The organism is Hymenobacter qilianensis, from assembly GCF_014489555.1.
In the GTDB taxonomy this organism is placed as follows: domain Bacteria; phylum Bacteroidota; class Bacteroidia; order Cytophagales; family Hymenobacteraceae; genus Hymenobacter; species Hymenobacter qilianensis.
Map to the genome: position 1 here is coordinate 1104330 of NZ_CP060784.1, position 14592 is coordinate 1118921.

Below are 14592 nucleotides of genomic sequence, written 5' to 3' on the forward strand. Positions count from 1 at the left end.
AAGACAAGGATAACAGCTGGTCTGAATACGTTCCCAGCTTCTATGTAGCACTGTTGAGTTACAACAAATATTTGCTTGCTTTTAATTCACCGCACCGGAAGCTGCTCCCCCTGGCCGGACAACTTTCGGCCACCATACACTGCGCCTTTCAAATCGGGCCCGAAACCCAGCCCAGGCTTGCAGGCCGCCCGTATGCACGGCCACTACGGTGCTACCAGGCGCGAAATAATCTTGCCGCAGCAAATCCAGGATGCCGTACAGCAGCTTACCCGTGTAGATTGGGTCGAGCAATACCTTGTGGCGCTGTTGAAACTGCTGGATAAATGTCATCAGCTCGGGTGAAAACCTGGCGTAACCCCCAAAATGATACTGCGTTTGGACCGACCATGGAGCCGTGATTATTTGCCCGGCGGCCGTTATTAACGCGTGGATATCATCTTGCAGAAAACCGCCATTCTTGAGGGCGGCCACACCTACGGCTTGCTGCTGGGGCTTCAGCGCTGTTAAAAAGCCCCCCAGCGTGCCGCCGGTGCCACAGGCTACGCACAGCGTGTCGAAGGAAGTTTGGGCGCTCAGCTCCGTCACCAATTCAGCGCAACCGCGCAGAGCCAGCTCATTCGTGCCGCCCTCGGGCAGTATATAAGCCGGACCTGTCTGCTGGAGTAGCTCAGCCTGAAATGCCGCTTCCTGCTTCTGACGGTACGTGTCACGGTCGAGGTAGCGCAAGCTCATGCCATCGGCTGCGGCCTGGGCGAGCGTCGGATTCAGAGGAATCGTGGGCTCGCCCCGCACTATGCCGATGGTGCGGAAGCCATATAACCGACCCGCAGCCGCCACGGCCGCCAGATGATTGGAAAAAGCCCCCCGAAGGTAAGCAACGTGTGGTGGCCCTGGGCGCGGGCTTCCAGCAAGTTGTAATTGAGCTTACGCCACTTATTTCCCGGCAGCTCGGCGTGCGTTAAATCATCGCGCAGCAAGATTAAGCGAATGCCACAGCGGTGTGCGGCGGGCTCGTTTAGCTCCTGCAGAACCAGCGGAATTGGTGTTGTCATGCGGCAATTACACCCAGCTGAGCTTAGCTGCGAGATTCTTTGGCAAGTATTACGCCGTCACCAAATCCTGATCAGCCAGCACCGGCCGCTTTTTCCAGATATAAAAAGCCACACCTATCAACCCCAGAATCAGGATGATGGACGACACCAGCGACACGGTGTTGCCGATAGTGTAGGACTGGGGCTCAAATTTGAACTCAATGGTATGCTGACCGGCGGGCACGGGCAGGGCGCGCAGCACGTAGTTGGCCCGCAGGTGCGGCACCAGCTTGCCGTCGATGTAGGCGTTCCAGCCGTCCTTATAATAGATTTCGGAGAACACGACGAAGCCGTCCTGAGCAGCATTGGCCTGATACTTTAGCGCATCCGGCGAATAGTTGGTGAGGCGGATGGTGGAGCCAGCGGCGTTGTAGGTGGTTTTTGGGAGCGGAAACTTGGAGGCATCCACGACGGCCGTGGTGGCCGGATTGAAGTTGCTGAGTGCCGCAATTTCCTGGTCGGGGCTCTGTACTTTCTGAATTTCGCTGACAAACCAGGCATTGCCCAGCGCCGCCGGATTGCGCTGTACCTGTGAGGGCTGATTGGCTTGCGGGTTGGGGGGCGTAATTAGGTAACGGGTGTTCAGCATATTGAGCACCTGCGTGTTATTCTGCGAAATCTGGCGCTCAATCAGATCCTGGTAGCGGCGCAGCTTAGCGCCGTGATAGCCACCGATGCTCTTGTGAAAGTAAGAAGTGTTGGCTTCGTTGAATGGGTTGTTCAGATTCAGTACACGGTAGCTCAGGTCCTTATCCTGCAGAATTTGCTGGTCCTGAGGCGTTGGCACAAACTGCTGCGTCACGGTTTCACGCTGAAAGTTGGAGTCGTTGAGGTAACGCTTATCAACCGCCCACAGGTCGACGAGGGTGAGCCCAGCCATAACTGCGGCCGCGGCTGTAGCGGAAAGCTTGCGTTGCAAAAAGAAGTACAAAACGCCCCCCGCAGCCAGAATAAAGAACAACGAGCGTAGCACATCGGCGCGGAGCAGGCTAGCGCGGTCTTCGCGAATGGCATCGAGCGGAAAGCCGCTTTGCTGCAATTGCGCATCGATAGGAGACGCATAATCAGCGCCTAAGCTGAGCAGCCAAGCCAGGATGCACAAACCAGCGGTACCAGCAACGGCATACAGCAGCTTGCGCTTGAGGCCGGTGGTTTCGGCGGAGTCGGCGGCTGGAAGCGTGAGAGCTGGGTGGCCAGCTACTGGCGCCGAAGCCGTGCGGTGAGCGCGCAGCACGCGGGCCAAGGCCAATATGGCCAGCAAAGGCATGGTGAGCTGGGCAATTACCAATGCCATCGACACCGACCGGAACTTGTTGTAGCCGGGGAAGTAGTCGAACATGAGGTTGTTGAAGGTCTCGAAGTTCTTGCCCCAGGCCAGCACAATGGACAAAATCGTACCGATCAATAGCCAGGTGCGTAGGCGACGGTCGGCCACAAACAGACCCAGCACAAACAGCAGGCAGACCACCGCGCCCACATACACGGGGCCGCTGGTGCTGGGCTGGTCGCCCCAATAAAGGGGAAGTTGGCTTAAATAATCGCGGAGTTGGACGGGGGGTACACCGAGTTGGGTGAGGGCTTTGCCGGTAGCCGAGCTTTCGCTTAGCGCCCCTTGGCTGGCGCCGCCGAAGTAATTGGGAATGAGCAAGGTAATAGTCTCGCCCACCCCGTAGCTCCAATTAAAAGCATAGTCGCGGTCGAGGCCGGAGCCGCCGGGAACATCATCAGAAGCGGCCGCGGCTGGCGCGCCGGGTGAAGGCGTGGTGAGTTCGGAGCGGCCGCGGATGGAGTATTTGCCGTATTCGGCCGTTACGTAGAGGCGCCCGAAGCTGACCCCAACGGCTAATAAGGCGGCGGCACCTAAGAGCGCCGTCCGACCGAGGAAGTCCGGTAAGCGCTTTTCGCGGAAGGCATAAATCAGCTCAACAATGCCGAACACCAACACCAGCAACAGCAGATAATACGTGATTTGGAGGTGATTGGAGCGCACATTCATGGTTAGGCCCAGGGCAAACAAAGCCGCACCGAGCCAGCGGTTGCGTCGAAATGTGACTAGCAGCCCCGCCAGCACCAGCGGCGCGTACGCAATAGACAACGACTTGGTATTGTGCCCAGCAGCCAGAATAACGAGGTTGTAGCTGGTAAAGCCCAACGCAATAGCGCCCACTACCGCCACTAAAGGCCGCACTCCCAACGTTATAAACAGGATATAGCCACAAAGCAGCGCCAGAAACAAGTTGGCTACCACCGCCGGCATATTCAGGGTAAAAATCTGGTGTATATACACCGATAAATCGCCGGGGAAGCGGGTGCTGATGAGGTAAGTAGGCATCCCGGAGAACATAGAGTTGGTCCAGAGGGCTTCCTCACCGGTTTCGGCCCGATAAGTGGCCGCTTCCTGCGAGCCGCCTCTGAACTGCACGATGTCGTGCTGAGAAAGCGTTTGATCATCCAGCACTAAGGGCGAGAAGTAAACGAAAACCAGCGCCAGGAAAAACAACACGGCCAGCAGGTGAGGCAACATCCGCCGCCACAAGGGCACGGCAACGGGAGAAACAGTAGTCATCAGCAAAAAGAAGAGTCGATTAACGGCCAAAAAGCCCCCAGGGCCCGGTAAAGCACGCCGAAGGTAGGCCGTTTATTTTATTCCAGGAAGTACGCTGTTATAGCCTAACGATTTTAGCGGGCACAGAAATGCCCCCAGCCGCCCGGTTTCTAAACCATGCGCTTGGGGGGCATTTCTGATGAGAGCTTATTTTACTTCCTCGTATTCCACGTAGTCACCGCCATTGAACTTGGTATCTGCGCGGGCTTTGGGCTGGGGTGGCACATACTCTACGCGCACTTGGCCGGGAGCCGGAGCAGGGCCGGGCGGCGGGCCAAAGGGCGAATCTTGTCCGAAAGGAGGCGCTTGGCCAAACTGCTGACCATAGCGACGAACTTGCTTTTTGATGAACATTCCTACCACCAAACGCAGCACCACGGGCAGCACGAAGCGCACGAGCAGCGAAATGATGAGCAGGGTTAGGAGGAACTTGGTCATGGGCGGGAAGGCGGGGAAACGGGTTGAAAGTAAAAATCGGCCGTGACGGCGCTGGTAAGTTGTTCAGCCGAGCAGGGTACAAGTTCAGAACGCGGCGAAAGCATAAATGGTTTATAGCCCAACTCCGCCAGCAAAATAACGACCGCCTGCCGGTTCTCCAGACCATTCAACTCTGTTTGGATAAGTGGCCTAAAGCGGCGCAAGGTGGCTTGTAGATGACGAAACACTTCGTGCTCGAAGCCTTCCACGTCGCATTTGACAAAATCCAGGCGAGGCAAATCGGCTAGTAGCTCGTCGGGCACGCGCATGGGCACCTCGTAGGTGCGGGCGTAGGTTTCGTTGGGGTTGGAGGCTGCTACCTTGGTCATGCCGTGGTGAAGCAGACCGTCGCGCTCGGGCGTACCCATTTGCACGGTGGTATTTTGCCCCCCAAGTGCGTAGGGCAGCAACGTCAGGTTGTTGTGGCCACTCAGGCGCACATTATCTCGCCAGATTTTTTGAAAATCCGGGATGGGCTCTACGGCTAACACCTGCCCCTCCGCTCCTACCAAGCGCGACAACGCCACGGAGTAATAGCCCAGGTTAGCGCCAATGTCTAGGCACACGAAACCAGGGCGAATAATCTTCTCCAGAAAAAACAGCTCAGGATATTTCGCCCGGCCCCAGCCCGCGCTCACCAACCCCAGATACACGCGGCTCACGAAGCGGATGTAGCGCTCGAAGCCGAGAGCCTGGACCAATAATTTGCGAAGCTGTTTTACCATAGCAGCGGCAAAGGTAGCACGTCCGATTACGTGGACGCACTACCCTGAGCATTGCTAGGCCCAACGGCTACTTTCGGCGCTTGCGTGTTGCTCGCGCCGCGCCCGCCGCGGCCAGTCCTCCGATCAGGTACCAGGCTACCGTCATCAGCTTGGTTTGCGGGGTGCGGTTGCTGGGAGCCTCGCCCAGGCCCATCGGGCCGGGAAGCACTACCCCACCTATACCAGCCGTCAAGCCAAGCACAATACCGCGTTGCCAGGCGTTTTTGCCAGCACCTACCAAGCTGTAGTACAGACCGTTGGAAAGCAAGTCGCCAGCCATGGTTAGGTTAAATAAGGTGTCATGGTCGGGCTGGGGGGCATTTGCTTTGCCTAGCAGCTTTCGCAGGCCGCGCATCCCCAGCACATCCATGCGCGGAGCAGTTTCGGGTATAATATGACGGACGGTTTCGTGTACGGCGGTTAGCACAACCGCGCCCGCGAAGCCATTACCCAAGGCGCGCAATACAGTAGCAGATTTCATTTGGCAGGTGGTTCAAATTGAAGCTAAATCCGGCTATTTGGGCCGGACGCTTTCTCCCAAACGCATAAGCGCTACGGCACGTTGCCTGGCTCTAGTTAGCGGTTAAGGTTAGAAAAAAGGCCCCAGCCTTGCACTAGTTTCCGGCGCCTGCCTATCTTTGTTGGCCTGAGCAGTTAGTGTTCAGCAGACGCCTCTTTAGCTCAGTTGGTAGAGCAGCTCATTCGTAATGAGCAGGTCGTTGGTTCGAGTCCAATAAGAGGCTCTTCATTGAAAAAGGCCCCAGAAGTCGCAGATGCTCTTTTGGGGCCTTTTTTCTTACAACACTTTTTTAGTTGCGCTATAACGAGTCTGGAAATCAGAGCCGGAAGTAAACGCGGAAGGTAGAGCCTACGCCAAGCTGGCTTTCTACCTCAATTTTGCCCCCCGCGTTCTCAATTATTTTCTTGACCATGTACAGCCCAATGCCTGAGCCCTCTACGTGGGTGTGGTAGCGCTGAAACATGGTAAACAGTTGGCGCTCCCGCGTCAGGTCGAGGCCCAGACCATTGTCTTGCACCTCTAAAACATCATACTCGGCCTCCGTATGGCAGTTAATCCGCACGAGGGCCGGACGGTCGGGGTGGCGGTATTTAAAGGCATTACTCAACAGATTATACACTATCGAGCGTAGATTTTTCTTTGAGAAGGAAAGTGTGGGGCACGTCTCCACATCCACTTCCAGCTGCGCCTGCGCTTGCTCCATCAGAGGTATCAGATCGAGGCGTACACCTTCAATAACTTCAGATAAATTAACGGTTATAGTGGGCTGGTCGTGCTCCTTTTGCAGCTTCGAAACATCAGTCAGGTGGTCGATGGTGGTTTTGAAACGGTCCACTGCACCATGCATCATCGACAGAATAAAGTTCACGTCGCCCTCCTGACTGCTGGAGGGCAATTGTTGTTGCAGCGCATGTAGCAGCCCCTCGATATTGGTAATAGGAGCTTTCAGGTCGTGCGAGGCAGTATAAATGAAGTTGTCCAGATCCACGTTTGTGCGCCGGAGCTGGTCGTTGATGCTGCTCAGCTCCGAGTTGGTTGTAGCCAATTCTTGCGCCATTGCCTGCGCCTGCTGTCTGCCGTCTTCTATCACTTGTCGCGCCTCCACCGACTCTGTGATGTCGGTGACCATGGTGTAGAATCCGACCACCTTACCCGATTGAATATCAGGCACGTAGCTAGTCCGAATATGCTTGACAAAATTCTCCCGGTACGGCATTTTGGCCTCAAAATCCAGGCGTTCCCCAGCCAGTGCCCGCTCGATATATCCTTTTACACCTCTGTAGGCATTTTCTCCTATTATATCGCGAACGGCCCGGCCTAATAAAGCTTCGGGGGGTTGATTAAACCAGGCTTTATAAGCCTCATTGGTAAACTGGTATTTCTCTTCCCGATCTAAATAGCCAATAAGTACAGGAAGAGAATCGGTAACGAGGCGCAGCTTCTCAGTGCTGGCCTCACTGGCTTTGCGGGCTTCCACCTGCTCTGTTACCTCAAAGGCAAATACCAGCACGCCATCCACCTCGCCGCGCTCATTGTAGCGGGCTTGTTGGATAAAGTTGAAATAACGGTCCTCCAATATGCCATCATCAGTCCGTGCGAAAGGAATGAGCAAGGCTTGCTCCTCGTGTGTGCCTCCCAATTCGTATATGCGACGAAACGTTTCGGCCACCCGATTATTCTTTATTTCTGATAATGCTTCATAAATGGACCGGCCTAAAAGCCGACGGTTAGGAAATAGCTGCTGGTAACTAGGGTTAACCAATTCAAAAACCAGATCAGGGCCGCTGAGGATGCAAATAGCGGCGGGAGCCTGCATAAACAGCCGCTCCAAGCGCAGACGCTGCCGTTCCGTTTCGGCTTGGGCACGCTGCAATTCGTTTGTGCGCCTTTTTACCCGCCCTTCCAACTCCGTATTAAGCTGTTCGAGCTGGTGTTGCGTACGGGATAGCTCGGCGTTGTTAGTCAAGAATTCCTCATTTGCGGCCTGCAGTTCTTCGTTCGCAGCTGCTAGCTCCTCATTCAGATTCTGCACTAGCTGGCGGCTCCGTTCCACCTGTTGGCGGGCTTTTACTTGCGCTGTAACCTCGTAAGCAAACACAAGGATGCCATTGATCTGGCCAGCCAGATTGCGGGTAGCCTGATAAATAAAGTTGTAGTAATTCTCTCCCAGGTCATAGGTGCCCGTGTTGGCATGGTCGAGCTGTACCAGCATTTCATGCGCGTAGAATGTTTCCCCGGTACGATAAACCTTATCGAGCAAGCCAAAGATTGCTTGCCCGGCTAGTTCTGGCATAGCCTCGCGGATAACCCGCCCTAGCAATGGACGCTCGCCAACAAGTTTCTGGTAATGAGGATTAACGAGCCGAAACCGATGCTCAGGCCCCTCAAATATGCAGATCATGGCCGGTGCCTGCATAAAAATATTGTGTAGTTGCTGGCGCTCAAGATCGGTTTCGGCTTGGGCAACTTCCGATTGATGCTTAGCGGCCACTAACTCCAGATTTGTAGCTGCCAGCTGCTGATTTAGCTCCTGCAACTTCGCTTCATCCTGTTCCATTTGCCGGCGCGTCTGCACCAGCTCGCTCACCTCGTAGGCAAAAACCAGAATGCCATCAATGGTACCCGTGGCATCGCGGGTAGCTTGGTTGATAAAGTTGAAATAACGTGGATTAACCTGTTCGCTAGCAGATTGGGAGAAATAGAAAGGTATTTCACTACCGTAGAAAGTCTCGCCGGTACGATAAACTTCGTCGAGAAAGCCAAAGAATGGCTCGCTTTCCAGTTCTGGCAATGCCTCTCGTATGGTTTTACCCAGCAGTTGTCGCCCACCAAAAAGTTGGTGGTAGAGCGGATTGGCGATGGTAAAAATGTGAGTCGGACCTGAGAGTCGGGCAATACAGGCCGGGGCTTGGCTAAACAACGTGTCCAGTTGCTGGCGATGCATTTCGACGTGGGCCAGCCCTTCCCGCTCCCTTAGCTGACTCGCGCGTAGGGAAAGCTCTACGGTGCTCCGGTCCTGATCGGCGGTATCGGTGAAGCTTACTACCAACAGCTCACCACTGCGCTGGGCGGCCAGATGAAAGTAGTTATCAAGCCCGTCGGCTTGGTAGTTCAACTTATACTGGTCGGGTTTGCCACTTGCAAATACCTGTTGGTAGAAAGCAAGAACCCCAGTAGGTAGCGAAGCGGGGAAGCGTTCCCCAACGGTACCATAGGGCCGTTCGAGCGGCCCCACCATGCGCTGTCCGGCCGGATTGATATAGTCAATAGTAAAATCTATTATTTCATTGCTGCCCGCTTTATACACCGGGGAAAGCACATTGACAGCCGTAAGGGATATGTCCAGAAGCGTGTGAAGCAGGTCGCTTGGGTCAGATAAGGCGGGTAACGGCACAGGCAAATAGGGCATAGCAAATGCAGGGAGGGTTAAGCTGACCTTATAAATAGCGATACTATGTAAAACTGATCAGGTAATACGGCGGGATGCATCACCTCAGATGAGTTAAATAACAAACGCTGTAGGAAAGCTTTTACCAAGATAGCATTTGGGCTGCGGGGGGCTTTTTTCACTTATCAGCAAGCAGATGCAGCGCTCATTGGCTGACACTGCTGACAAACGCCCGTCATCAGATACTCCCGCGATGCTGCCTGAAAGCCCCCCGGCAGCGCTACAGCCGGAATAGCTACCTGGTTGAGGCAATAGGTATGCTGACAGGCAGAGCACTTAAAGTGCACATGATCATCGGTGTGCGCGTGGCGGGCACATTCGCGCGAGCAAAGTGCATAGCGCAGAATATCGGTGTTGTCGATAACGCGATGAATCAGCCCTTTTTCCTCAAAGGTTTTAAGGGTTCTATATAAGGTGATACGATCGGTGTTGGAATCCAGGCTTTGCTCCAGATCATGGCTGGACTGGGCGTATGTTTTTGCCAGGAACGCCCGCAACACAGCCTGACGCACGGGCGTTTGGCGCAGTCCGTGTTGGGCAAGCAGGGCAGTAGCAGAATCGGCAGCGGACATAAGGATTCGAAAACGTAAACGAATAAGCACTAATACCGGCAGATTCGTTCGGCTAGTGAATTGTAAAAATACAACCAACCGGCGTTCCAAAGCCTTTCTCCCAGATTGCACAACGGCTAATCGTGCGCCAGCATTACTAAAAAGGGGTCTGCTTCCATGAAGCAGACCCCTTTTACTTTCTATATAGAGCGCCTACTTAGCGGGCATCAAGACGGCATCGATGGAATGTACGGTACCGTTGGTGGCTTTGATATCGGGCGTGGTTACTGTAGCCGAACCGCCTTTGGCATCGCGAATCGTGACGGTGCCGCCCTCCAGGCTCACGGTCAGCGACTCGCCCTGCACCGTTTTGATGGTTTGGCCATCCTTCAGATCAGCCGCCATCACGTTGCCGGGCACCACATGATACGTCAGGATTTTGCTGAGTTGCTTTTTATTGGCTGGCTTAAGCAGATTATCTACCGTACCGGCTGGCAGCTTGGCGAAAGCTGCATTATCGGGGGCAAATACGGTAAATGGGCCCTTTGCTTTGGCCTGCTCGGCTAAGCCTGCCGCTTTTAGGGCCGTTAACAAAGTCGTATGCTCGGTTGAGAGAGCCGCACTGCCGGCCAGGTCCTTATTAGTGGAGGCAGCAGTGGAGGTGGCTGTAGCCGCCGGAGCTGGAGTCATCGTTTGGGCCGAGGCAACGCCAGCTAAACCAAGGAGAGCAATTGCGTGAAGGATGATCTGTTTCTTTTTCATAGATGAATGTGGGAAGTTAAATGCGGTGAGATTCTACAACCGCGCAACAGCTGAATGGTTGAGATTAATTTGTTTTAATCACCTACTAATCAACCTTTTCAGCCTTTCCTTTCAATGAAAAACGAGTGGTTTGTTGCTTCGAGACTTTTTGAAAAAGCCCCTAGGGGACAAAAAAAGCCAGACGTGAGAACGTCTGGCTTTTTTTGTCCCCTAGGGGCTTTTTACTTACAGCTTACAGGCTGCTATCGTAGTCGGAGGAACTGGATGAGCTGCTGCCCATGCCACCGCGGTAGCCTGACTGGCTGCCCGAAGAGGAGCCGTAGTCGCTGCCACTGCTGCTGCCTGAACGGTAGCTGCTGCCGCTGCTTGGGGCCGGACGGTAACCCGACTTCGATTTGTCGGAGTCGGAGGAGCCGTAGCTGCTGCCCGAGCCATAGCTGCCGCCTGCGCCGTAGCTGCTGGAGCCATAGCTACCAGTAGAGCCGTATTTACCCGACTCTGAACTTACGTTGCCGCGGTAACCAGATTTGTCTTTTTTGCCGCTCTTGCCTTTGTAAGACTTGTAGCCTTTGTCGCTGCTCTTAGAGCGCAACGCCAGCCAGCTTAAGCCACCAATAAGCAGCGCACCACCTACAATTTGCTGGGTAGTAGTCAGCTTGCCAAACTGGCTGGTAGCCTTGCTGCTGAGGTCTTTTACCGACTGGGGAAGCTGGTTGAGCGTGTCATTTAAGCCCAGCTGATCCACCCAGTTTTTTACAGCGCCACCGGCTCCGCCTTGCTCGCGGTTTTGGTCCTGATTGCTGCTGTCGTTCTGACGATTTTGCTCATTCGAGCTGCCGCTTGCAGTGCTGGCTGAGCCCGCAGCGCCCGATGCTTTGGTAGCTGAGCCTGGAGTCGAAGTAGATTTCTGGGAAGAAGCACCAGCGTTTGCGCCAGTAGAAGAAGGAGTAGATCCGGGGTTGGGTTGATTTGGCTTGTTTTCCATAGTAGTGGTGAGGGTAATAGAACGAATAATTACATGTAACCGGCAGGTTACACTAGGTCTATATCGTATTTCCTTGGAGCCGGGTTGCGAATAAGCCATACTTTTTCCGGCGGCCCGTTCCCAACTTTCTTTCGTAGTCGTCAGTAAGTTAGAGCGCATCTAAGCTGAACAATTAGGAGAGGTTGTCGCTTTTCCTTCGCGAAAGGCAGCTACCTCTTTTTTATTTTCTCCTGTCAAAAAAGCCCCCCAGCTCAGCGTATATGTCAAAACGGTTCGAGAATAAAGTTTGCATTGTGACGGGAGCCACATCCGGTATCGGACGCGCGGTGGCCGTGCAGCTTGGGCGTGAGGGCGGCTGCGTGGCGGTGCTGGGCCGCAATGCCGAGGAGGGCCGCGAGGTGGTACGCCAAATAAAAGCGGACGGGGGCGAGGCGCTTTTTGTGCGGACCGACGTGGGCAAAGATGCTCATCTGCAAGCTGCGGTTCGCAAAACCCTGGCGCGCTGGAACCGAGTAGATGTGCTGATCAACAATGCCGCCGCCATGACCTACGTGCCCTTGGTAGATTTGCCCCCAAGGAGTGGGATACACTCATGAACGTGAATATGCGGGCCCTGTTTCGACTCTGCCAGCTCTGCTTGCCACATATGAAGCACGGCAGCATTGTGACGGTCAGCTCCGTGCATGCCCACCAAACCACGGCCAACGTGGTGCCTTACGCTACCAGCAAGGGCGCTATGGAAGCCTTTGTGCGCGGCCTCAGCCAGGAAATTGCGCATACCCAAACCCGTATCAATGCCGTGGCGCCCGGCGCCGTCGATACGCCTATGCTCTGGGAAAACCCCAACGTGAAAAGCGGCCGTGAGAAGATAACCGGCCAGGTAGGCAGCCCCGAAGAGCTGGCCGCCGCCATCTGCTTTCTGGCTGCCGCCGATTCCAGCTTTATCAACGGCACCACCTTAGTTGCGGACGGTGGCCGACTTGCCGCACTATAGCGTGCAGTAGTGCTGCATGGCGCTGAGGCTCTCCAAATCCAGAAAAAAGCCCCCACCCTCTCACTAGTATAAAGCGGCTGCCTATCCGCGGGCACCTTTGTGCATCTGCTCAGGGTCGGGCAGGGGGCGGTTGCCGGCGTAAAGGTGGGCATCGAGGCGACCAGCAAGGCGGGCTTCGGCCTCAAACTTATTGTTGAAGTACCCTACCCGTGCCGATTCGACCAGGTACTTCCACAGGAACTTGGCGGGGCCGTGCTCCCGAAACTGGCGGATGTGGCACATCTCGTGCGCTACCCAATAAGGATCCTGCAAAAACTGCTCGCGGGTAGCTCCACTGAGGTGAATACTGTTGCCCAAAACCATAGCCACACTCCGCGATTGCAGAACGATGCGGGCAATGCGAGCGAAGGGCGAATTCTCAATAATTCGGGGCGGCTTCATGGGGGATGATTTGGGCGGCGTAGTATACGCCAAACGTTGAGGTTATAGCCATGGTTAAGCTATAATTTTACTATTATAAATTTATACTATAATAAGTTTATTTGCCCAATTAAGGGGTAAAACTTGGATGCCCAAATTTTTATGGCTTAGCTTTAACCTATGGGGCTCGCTACAAACGGTCGGTTTTAGCCCCCATACCACCGCTTTTTTATCACTTTTTTTCTTGGATAAATAGTCCGGTTTTTTGCTCATACGACCCACCTTTTGGCCGCTTGCGGCTACGCCCGAAAATCGATTTTGCTCCCTTACGACGGACAATGAAACATAGCCTTCTCTATTGCCTCGCCGCTGCCTCACTCACGCTTTCCTTCTTCTACGACCGCACACCTGCTGAAAACAGTGCTGCTTCGGCCCCAGTCATAGCCGAAGCCTCCCTTTTCCCCTCCTGGACACCGGATATGCCGGCTCCTTATGCCGACGACCACACCACAGCTAATTCCCGCGACTCGCTGGCTTATAACTATTACGCCCAGACCCTCGGGCTGAAGCTTGATTTCGACGAGAATAAAGCCCTGCTCCGCACCGTCACCGATTGGCTCGGTACCCCTTACCGCTACGGCAGCAGTACCCGCCGCGGCACCGATTGCTCCGGCTTTGTAAGCCGTGTTTTTCAAGAAGTTTACGGCATTACCCTTCAGCGCAGCTCGCGCTCCATGTTTCAGAACGTGAAGCGCATCAGCAAGACGGAGATGGAGGAAGGTGACTTGGTATTCTTCCGTCGCGGGCCCGGCCAGCCTATCTATCACGTTGGTATTTATCTGAAAGATGGCAAATTTGCCCACTCCGCTACCAGTAAAGGCGTAACTATAAGTTCCTTACAACAAGGCTATTATAATCGAAACTTCTACGCCGCTGGTCGCGTTGAAACCAATTAACTGGCCGCCAACCGTTTTCCAGACATTAAGCCCTGCTCTTCGGAACGGGGCTTTTTTTGTGGATTACTGTTGAGGTGCTGAGCCAAAACCATTTTGAGCAGTTACAGTATAGAACAGGCAAGCGCCAACCCAATGCGGATTGGCAGCAGTTTACTCTCAACTTCGCTTTCCTATGAATACTCCGAACCCCAAAGGCGAGAATATCGCCTCTTCTCCCCTCTTCAAAACCTTCCTCGGCAAGGCCGAAGAATACCTGAAAAAGCCCCTGCGCATCAAACAGCTTCTGAATGATGCCTACCAGAAAGCCAGCGAGAAAAACGACTTAGGTACGCTTGCTCACGAGGCCTGGGAAAGCTTGCAGGTGCTGTTCCGGTTGGTGCGTACCTCCGTATCGGGCGAGTACACAGGCGTACCTACACCTACTATCGTGGCGGCGGTGGCAGTGCTCATCTACTTCCTGAGCCCTATCGACCTGATTCCGGACTTTATACCCGTGATTGGCTTGCTCGATGACGTGGCCCTGCTGGCTTGGTTTACTACCAAATTGAAAGAAGAAATGGACCACTTCGTAGCGTGGGAGCACTCGCGGCCGACGGTGGTCCACACCAGCGGCGCAATGGCCAGTACCAACGGTCCGGTAGATAGCCCTTCCGGCGCTGCCGTGTCCCTGACGTCTACGGATGGCACCACAGCCGAATCGGGCCCGAAGCCGCAAAATGCCCCCAGACCTCACCCGACCATACTCTGGATCACGGTGTGGAAGCGCCAGAGTCGGCGAAGCGTATGGGCACCGTTGATTTAAACCATCCAGCGGCTGGTTCCAGCCACCACCAATCGAACACTGATTCAGGCATTTCTTCGCCCGATAGTAGCAACCCCAATCCCAGCCTGACGGGTCCGAACGACACCGAGCCAAAAACCAATGTGCGGCCTCACGCCGATGATACCTACAACACCGACGGCAGCCGCACGCGCAACGATAGCTCGAACGATACGGGCGGCAATGTGCGCTAGCACGT

14 protein-coding genes, 1 tRNA gene and 1 pseudogene are annotated in these 14592 nt (G+C 54.6%); 5 read left to right on the top strand and 11 right to left on the bottom strand.

The window, feature by feature from the left end; all coding sequences use genetic code 11:
• Positions 1 to 81 precede the first annotated feature (81 nt).
• The 6 genes from H9L05_RS05150 to H9L05_RS05170 form a co-directional block, all read right to left on the bottom strand.
• The gene (locus H9L05_RS05150) at positions 82 to 837 is read right to left on the bottom strand and encodes a 1-aminocyclopropane-1-carboxylate deaminase/D-cysteine desulfhydrase (RefSeq protein WP_262892624.1); all 756 of its coding nucleotides are present in this window, start codon (positions 835 to 837) and stop codon (positions 82 to 84) included.
• Positions 792 to 1052, bottom strand: coding sequence for a hypothetical protein (locus H9L05_RS23130; protein WP_223284741.1), 261 nt, complete (start codon positions 1050 to 1052; stop codon positions 792 to 794). Before H9L05_RS23130 ends, H9L05_RS05150 begins: the two co-directional genes overlap by 46 nt.
• 49 nt (positions 1053 to 1101) lie before the next feature.
• Positions 1102 to 3657 (bottom strand): YfhO family protein, encoded by a 2556-nt coding sequence (locus H9L05_RS05155; protein WP_187733287.1) that lies wholly within the window; start codon positions 3655 to 3657, stop codon positions 1102 to 1104.
• Positions 3658 to 3843: 186 nt separating this feature from the next.
• Positions 3844 to 4134 carry a DUF4834 domain-containing protein gene (locus tag H9L05_RS05160; protein WP_187733288.1) on the bottom strand — a complete coding sequence of 97 codons (291 nt, stop codon included), beginning with the start codon at positions 4132 to 4134 and terminating at the stop codon, positions 3844 to 3846.
• Positions 4131 to 4898 carry an FkbM family methyltransferase gene (locus tag H9L05_RS05165; RefSeq protein ID WP_187733289.1) on the bottom strand — a complete coding sequence of 256 codons (768 nt, stop codon included), beginning with the start codon at positions 4896 to 4898 and terminating at the stop codon, positions 4131 to 4133. The genes H9L05_RS05160 and H9L05_RS05165 overlap by 4 nt, the downstream gene beginning before the upstream one ends.
• A 67-nt stretch (positions 4899 to 4965) precedes the next feature.
• Positions 4966 to 5418: a hypothetical protein gene (locus H9L05_RS05170; RefSeq protein WP_187733290.1), complete on the bottom strand. Its 453-nt coding sequence runs from the start codon at positions 5416 to 5418 to the stop codon at positions 4966 to 4968.
• Between the two features lie 189 nt (positions 5419 to 5607).
• Between H9L05_RS05170 and H9L05_RS05175 the strand changes: the two genes are divergently transcribed.
• Positions 5608 to 5680, top strand: a tRNA-Thr gene (locus H9L05_RS05175).
• Between the two features lie 93 nt (positions 5681 to 5773).
• Here H9L05_RS05175 and H9L05_RS05180 read toward each other — a convergent pair.
• The 4 genes from H9L05_RS05180 to H9L05_RS05195 form a co-directional block, all read right to left on the bottom strand.
• Positions 5774 to 8866 carry a PAS domain-containing protein gene (locus tag H9L05_RS05180; RefSeq protein WP_223284742.1) on the bottom strand — a complete coding sequence of 1031 codons (3093 nt, stop codon included), beginning with the start codon at positions 8864 to 8866 and terminating at the stop codon, positions 5774 to 5776.
• Between the two features lie 164 nt (positions 8867 to 9030).
• Positions 9031 to 9477 carry a Fur family transcriptional regulator gene (locus H9L05_RS05185; protein ID WP_187733291.1) on the bottom strand — a complete coding sequence of 149 codons (447 nt, stop codon included), beginning with the start codon at positions 9475 to 9477 and terminating at the stop codon, positions 9031 to 9033.
• 192 nt (positions 9478 to 9669) lie between these two features.
• Complete coding sequence (locus tag H9L05_RS05190) at positions 9670 to 10218, bottom strand: fasciclin domain-containing protein (protein WP_187733292.1); 549 nt, start codon at positions 10216 to 10218, stop codon at positions 9670 to 9672.
• A gap of 232 nt (positions 10219 to 10450) precedes the next feature.
• Positions 10451 to 11203 carry a hypothetical protein gene (locus tag H9L05_RS05195; RefSeq protein WP_187733293.1) on the bottom strand — a complete coding sequence of 251 codons (753 nt, stop codon included), beginning with the start codon at positions 11201 to 11203 and terminating at the stop codon, positions 10451 to 10453.
• Positions 11204 to 11463: 260 nt separating this feature from the next.
• Between H9L05_RS05195 and H9L05_RS26735 the strand changes: the two are divergent.
• Positions 11464 to 12197: pseudogene (locus H9L05_RS26735) on the top strand (SDR family NAD(P)-dependent oxidoreductase).
• Between the two features lie 81 nt (positions 12198 to 12278).
• On the opposite strand, the gene H9L05_RS05205 reads toward H9L05_RS26735, so the two are convergent.
• The gene (locus H9L05_RS05205) at positions 12279 to 12638 is read right to left on the bottom strand and encodes a hypothetical protein (protein ID WP_187733294.1); all 360 of its coding nucleotides are present in this window, start codon (positions 12636 to 12638) and stop codon (positions 12279 to 12281) included.
• A 317-nt stretch (positions 12639 to 12955) separates the two neighbouring features.
• Between H9L05_RS05205 and H9L05_RS05210 the strand changes: the two genes are divergently transcribed.
• From H9L05_RS05210 to H9L05_RS05220, 3 genes are all read left to right on the top strand, one after another.
• Positions 12956 to 13573 (top strand): C40 family peptidase, encoded by a 618-nt coding sequence (locus tag H9L05_RS05210; protein WP_187733295.1) that lies wholly within the window; start codon positions 12956 to 12958, stop codon positions 13571 to 13573.
• 172 nt (positions 13574 to 13745) lie between these two features.
• A complete protein-coding gene (locus H9L05_RS26740) occupies positions 13746 to 14375 on the top strand; it encodes a YkvA family protein (RefSeq protein ID WP_394368465.1) in 630 nt (209 codons plus the stop codon).
• Positions 14357 to 14587 carry a hypothetical protein gene (locus H9L05_RS05220; protein ID WP_187733296.1) on the top strand — a complete coding sequence of 77 codons (231 nt, stop codon included), beginning with the start codon at positions 14357 to 14359 and terminating at the stop codon, positions 14585 to 14587. Before H9L05_RS26740 ends, H9L05_RS05220 begins: the two co-directional genes overlap by 19 nt.
• Positions 14588 to 14592 lie beyond the last annotated feature (5 nt).

Coding starts and splice junctions, on each gene's coding strand:
- H9L05_RS26740 (WP_394368465.1), top strand. CDS start 13,746: ATGAATACTCCGAACCCCAAAGGCGAGAATATCGCCTCTTCTCCCCTC.
- H9L05_RS05160 (WP_187733288.1), bottom strand. CDS start 4,134: ATGACCAAGTTCCTCCTAACCCTGCTCATCATTTCGCTGCTCGTGCGC.
- H9L05_RS23130 (WP_223284741.1), bottom strand. CDS start 1,052: ATGACAACACCAATTCCGCTGGTTCTGCAGGAGCTAAACGAGCCCGCC.
- H9L05_RS05155 (WP_187733287.1), bottom strand. CDS start 3,657: ATGACTACTGTTTCTCCCGTTGCCGTGCCCTTGTGGCGGCGGATGTTG.
- H9L05_RS05180 (WP_223284742.1), bottom strand. CDS start 8,866: ATGCCCTATTTGCCTGTGCCGTTACCCGCCTTATCTGACCCAAGCGAC.
- H9L05_RS05185 (WP_187733291.1), bottom strand. CDS start 9,477: ATGTCCGCTGCCGATTCTGCTACTGCCCTGCTTGCCCAACACGGACTG.
- H9L05_RS05170 (WP_187733290.1), bottom strand. CDS start 5,418: ATGAAATCTGCTACTGTATTGCGCGCCTTGGGTAATGGCTTCGCGGGC.
- H9L05_RS05165 (WP_187733289.1), bottom strand. CDS start 4,898: ATGGTAAAACAGCTTCGCAAATTATTGGTCCAGGCTCTCGGCTTCGAG.
- H9L05_RS05205 (WP_187733294.1), bottom strand. CDS start 12,638: ATGAAGCCGCCCCGAATTATTGAGAATTCGCCCTTCGCTCGCATTGCC.
- H9L05_RS05220 (WP_187733296.1), top strand. CDS start 14,357: ATGGGCACCGTTGATTTAAACCATCCAGCGGCTGGTTCCAGCCACCAC.
- H9L05_RS05190 (WP_187733292.1), bottom strand. CDS start 10,218: ATGAAAAAGAAACAGATCATCCTTCACGCAATTGCTCTCCTTGGTTTA.
- H9L05_RS05210 (WP_187733295.1), top strand. CDS start 12,956: ATGAAACATAGCCTTCTCTATTGCCTCGCCGCTGCCTCACTCACGCTT.
- H9L05_RS05195 (WP_187733293.1), bottom strand. CDS start 11,203: ATGGAAAACAAGCCAAATCAACCCAACCCCGGATCTACTCCTTCTTCT.